At 66.1% G+C, this 4,140-nt stretch carries 3 protein-coding genes; 1 reads left to right on the top strand and 2 read right to left on the bottom strand.

Annotated elements, in window-relative coordinates; translation table 11 throughout:
* Positions 1–68: 68 nt before the first annotated feature.
* Together AC0L2J_RS21690 and AC0L2J_RS21685 are read right to left on the bottom strand one after the other, a co-directional pair.
* Entirely contained in the window at positions 69–1,586 is a 1,518-nt protein-coding gene (locus tag AC0L2J_RS21690) for an acetyl-CoA acetyltransferase (protein WP_473394091.1), read from the bottom strand.
* Between the two features lie 186 nt (positions 1,587–1,772).
* The gene (locus AC0L2J_RS21685; protein WP_473394087.1) at positions 1,773–2,906 is read right to left on the bottom strand and encodes a nitronate monooxygenase; all 1,134 of its coding nucleotides are present in this window, start codon (positions 2,904–2,906) and stop codon (positions 1,773–1,775) included.
* 305 nt (positions 2,907–3,211) lie between these two features.
* Here AC0L2J_RS21685 and yghU point away from each other — a divergent pair, with 305 nt between their 5' ends.
* On the top strand, positions 3,212–4,093 hold the full coding sequence (yghU, locus tag AC0L2J_RS21680; protein WP_473394083.1) for a glutathione-dependent disulfide-bond oxidoreductase: 882 nt from the start codon (positions 3,212–3,214) through the stop codon (positions 4,091–4,093).
* The last annotated feature ends 47 nt before the right edge of the window (positions 4,094–4,140 follow it).

Raw genomic sequence — 4,140 nt, 5'->3', positions numbered from 1 at the left:
CCCCCCCCCGGCCGTGGGGCCCCCCCCCCCCCCCCCCCCCCCCCCCCCCGCAAGCGGGGCGAGGGAGACTACTTCCCCACCCGCCACTCCGGCAGGCCATCCGCAGCCATCGTGATCTCGCCAAGCGAACCCACCGGCGTCCTGTTCATGTCGAGCAGATGCGCCAGTGTCGCCGCGTCGCTCGCGGGAATCCGCGCCAGCGTGCGCCTGTCGTCTTCCGTCCGCAGCATCACCACGCCGTGCTCGACATCGCCGGCCCGGCCGTAGAGCACCGTAAAGCTCTCGACCTTGCCCTTGCCCGAGACATCCGAGACGAACTCCGGCACCGTACGCTTGTTGCTGTCCGCCGCCGCCTGCACGCTTGTCTCCTGTGCCAATGCCTCACGCGGCGGTACCTTCGACACCACCAGCGCATGATGCTTGGTGACGAAGCCGCCCTGGCCGTAAAGCAGGCCGAGCGTTGCGCCGTCGCGCACCCGCCGCACCATCGCGCAGGCGGCATGCGTCATGTAGGTGTTGAGCGGTGCGCCGAAGAAGGTGAGGCCGCCTGTTACGGTCGGCTGCACGTCGGCGGAAAGGCCCAGCGTTCGCCGCGCCATCTTGGGCACGCACGGGAAGCAGCTATAGAGCTCGATCGCGTCGAATTTCTTTCCGTCGCCGCCGGCGAGATCCATCGCAGCCTTCAAGACGGCGTTCTGCGGATGGCTTTCGTAAAACTGGTCGCGCAACAGATAGTCGCGCGGCTCTTCCGCCGAAGCGCCGCCGAGCGGGTAGACGAGCTTGTCCTCGGCGATGCCTGCCGCACGCGCCCTGGCGAGGCTGGTGAGCAGCAGCGCGCCGCCCATGTTGACGCTGGGGTTCGCAACCATGAGCTTGTTGTAGGGCCAGGCGATCAGGCGGTTGTCCGCCGTCGGCGTCGTGATCTCCTCCGGCGCATAGCGCCGCTTCAGCCAGGCATTTGGATTTTGCGCGGCGGCTTCCGAATAGCGCGACCAGAGCGTACCCGACTCCGCCATCGCTTCGCGTGGCGTCTGGCCCCAATGCGCCGACGATGCCGCTTCATAGAACGGATAGACGGTCACTGGCCGGAACACGCCGAGCTTCACGGCCAGCGGTTTCTGGAACGCTGCGCCGCGTTTCGGCTCCTCGACGTCATGGGCGAACGGGGTCCATGGCAGCTTCGCGCCGGCGCGCTCCGCCTTGGTCGCCGTCGACTGTGCCTCCGCGCCGCAAACCGCGGCAACACTGCATTCACCGCGCGCAATGCGCTTTGCCGCTTCGTGGATGTAGCGGATCGGGCTCTCGCCGCCGACCGGGCCGTAATAGCAATGCGACGGCTTGATGCCGAGCCGCTGCGCCAGCAACTGCTCCGGATCGCGATAACGCCAGCTCAGGAAGTTGACGACGTCGAGCGACTGCACCTCGCCGAGCAACTTCGCGCCGGCATCTGCTTCCGCGCTCAGCAAGGCCTGTTCGAGCAGGTCGAGCGGTTCGAGGCCCTCGGTGATCTCCTTGGGGCGGTCGACAATCTGGCCGACGCCGACGATGACGGTGATGCGGTCTTCGGGGATGGTGGAGTTGGTCATTTCTTCTTACTTCACATTCTAGATCTTCGGCACGCCATCGTCCTTCGAGGCCTTCGCTACGCTACGGCACCTCAGGATGACGGCTACGGAGACGACGTCATCCTGAGGTGCGAGGCCGGCGGCGCACTTGCGCCGGTGGCCGAGCCTCGAAGGATGAGCCGCAGGCGCTATTTCGGCCACGGGCAACTACTCCGCCACCAGCGCATTCATGTGCTCGACGGCTTCGGCGAACTCTTCCTTGAACTCCTGCACCACCGCGCCAGCCGATTTCACGCTGTCGATCAGCCCGACGCCCTGGCCGACGAAGTAACTCACGAGGTCGCGCGCCTTCGCGTTGCCACCCGCAGCGGCGCGGTCGATCGCGTTGAAGGCGTCGCGGCTGACGATGCTTTGCAGCGGCATCGGCAATGCGCCGGGGCTCTCGGGTGCGCGGTCCCAGGCGTCGGTCCAGACCGAACGAAGCTGCCGTGCCGGCTTTCCGGTGCGGCCCTTCGAGCGCACCGCATCGCGCGAGGACGCCGCGATCATCTTCTCGCGAAAGATCTCCGTGGTCTCGGCCTCGACGGTCGCAAGCCACACCGAGCCGGTCCAGGCGCCCGCGGCACCCATCGCCATGCAGGCTGCCATCTGCCGTCCCGTCATGATGCCGCCGGCGGCGAGCACCGGCACGTCGCGGATCTTCTTGATCGCCTTGATCACCTCGGGCACCAGCACCATGGTCGAGACCTCGCCGCAATGGCCGCCGGCTTCGGTGCCCTGGACCACGAGGATATCGACGCCGGCCGCGACCTGGCGCAGCGCGTGCTCCTTGGCCCCGACCAGCGCCGCAACCGGCACGCCGTGCTTCCTGCCCATCTCGATCATGGCCTTCGGCGGCACGCCCAGGGCATTGGCGATCAGGCGGATCGGATGGTTGAACGAGATCTCCAGCAGCTCCAGCGCGGTCCTGCCATCGAACGGCTGCGGCTGGTCGTCGGCGACCTCGGTGGTCGTGAGTTCGATGTCGTATTTCTTCAGGAGATCGCGGGTGTAGTTGCGGTGCTCCTGTGGCACGCGCGCTTCAAGGCTCTTCCAGGTGACGTCCTTCTCGCCCGAGGTCGAGATGTTTTCGGGGATCAGCACGTCGATGCCGTAAGGCTTGCCGTCAACGTGCTCGTCGATCCATTTCAGTTCGCGCTCCAACGTATCCGGCGTGTGCACGGTCGCACCTAACACGCCAAAGCCGCCGGCCCGGCTGACGGCGGCGACGACATCGCGGCAATGGCTGAAGGCGAGCAGGGGGAAATCGATGCCCAGCATGTCGCAGATCGGCGATTTCATCGTTCCCTCCGGCGGGCCTTCGCGTTGCTATTGTTGCAATCTTGAGCGAAGGCTCATCGACGCTAGACCATCGTCTTGCGCAATGCCAATCCGGATTTGGCGGCGCATCTTGCGTGCACACGCCGTGTTGCGCGAAGCCGTACGCCTGGCTCGACAGATGCGGCCTCTGGTGCTGGCCGTCCTCGGCAACGTCGGATGCATGACGCGGTCGCGAGGCCCGCGCCGGACGCAGGGCCGGCGGGGCTTGCCATCGGCCGTCCGTGGGCTAATTAATGCAGGCGCATCTTTTTCGCCGGAGCCCGCCCATGACCGACACCCCCGCCTACGTGCCGCCGAAAGTCTGGACCTGGAACAAGGAGAATGGCGGGCAGTTCGCCAGCATCAACCGTCCCATTGCCGGTCCCACCCATGACAAGGAGCTGCCGGTCGGCAAGCATCCCTTCCAGCTCTATTCGCTGGCGACGCCGAACGGCGTCAAGGTCACCGTCATGCTGGAGGAACTTCTGGCGCTCGGCCACAAGGGCGCGGAATACGACGCCTGGCTGATCAAGATCGGCAACGGCGACCAGTTCGGCAGCGGCTTCGTCGACATCAATCCGAATTCCAAAATCCCGGCGCTGATGGACCGCTCCGGTCCGGAGCCGATCCGGGTGTTCGAGTCCGGCTCGATCCTGCTTTATCTCGCGGAAAAGTTCGGCGCCTTCCTGCCGAAGGACATCAAGAGCCGCACTGAAGCGATGTCGTGGCTGTTCTGGCAGATGGGCAGCGCGCCCTATCTCGGCGGCGGCTTCGGCCACTTCTACGCCTACGCGCCGACCAAGATCGAATATGCCATCGACCGTTTTGCAATGGAGACCAAGCGTCAGCTCGACGTGCTCGATCGCCGGCTCGCCGACAACGAATATCTCGCCGGCAGCGACTACACCATCGCCGACATGGCGGTGTGGCCCTGGTACGGCGCGCTCGCCAAGGGGCTGGTCTATGGCGCGGGCGAATTCCTGTCCGTGCAGGACTACAAGCACGTGCAGCGCTGGACCGACCAGATCGCCAAGCGTCCGGCCGTCAAGCGCGGCCGCATGGTCAACCGCGTCTCCGGCGATCCCGCCAGCCAGCTCCACGAGCGGCATGATGCCGGCGATTTCGAGACCAAGACGCAGGACAAGATCGGCGAGGCTGCCGCGTCGTAGGGCGGTGCTCGCTTCACCTCGCCCCGCTTGCGGGGAGAGGGTCAGGG

Source organism: Bradyrhizobium sp. MV1.5 (assembly GCF_055807615.1).
Note: the sequence above shows the minus strand (reverse complement) of the source record. Positions and strands in the feature narration are given on the sequence as shown.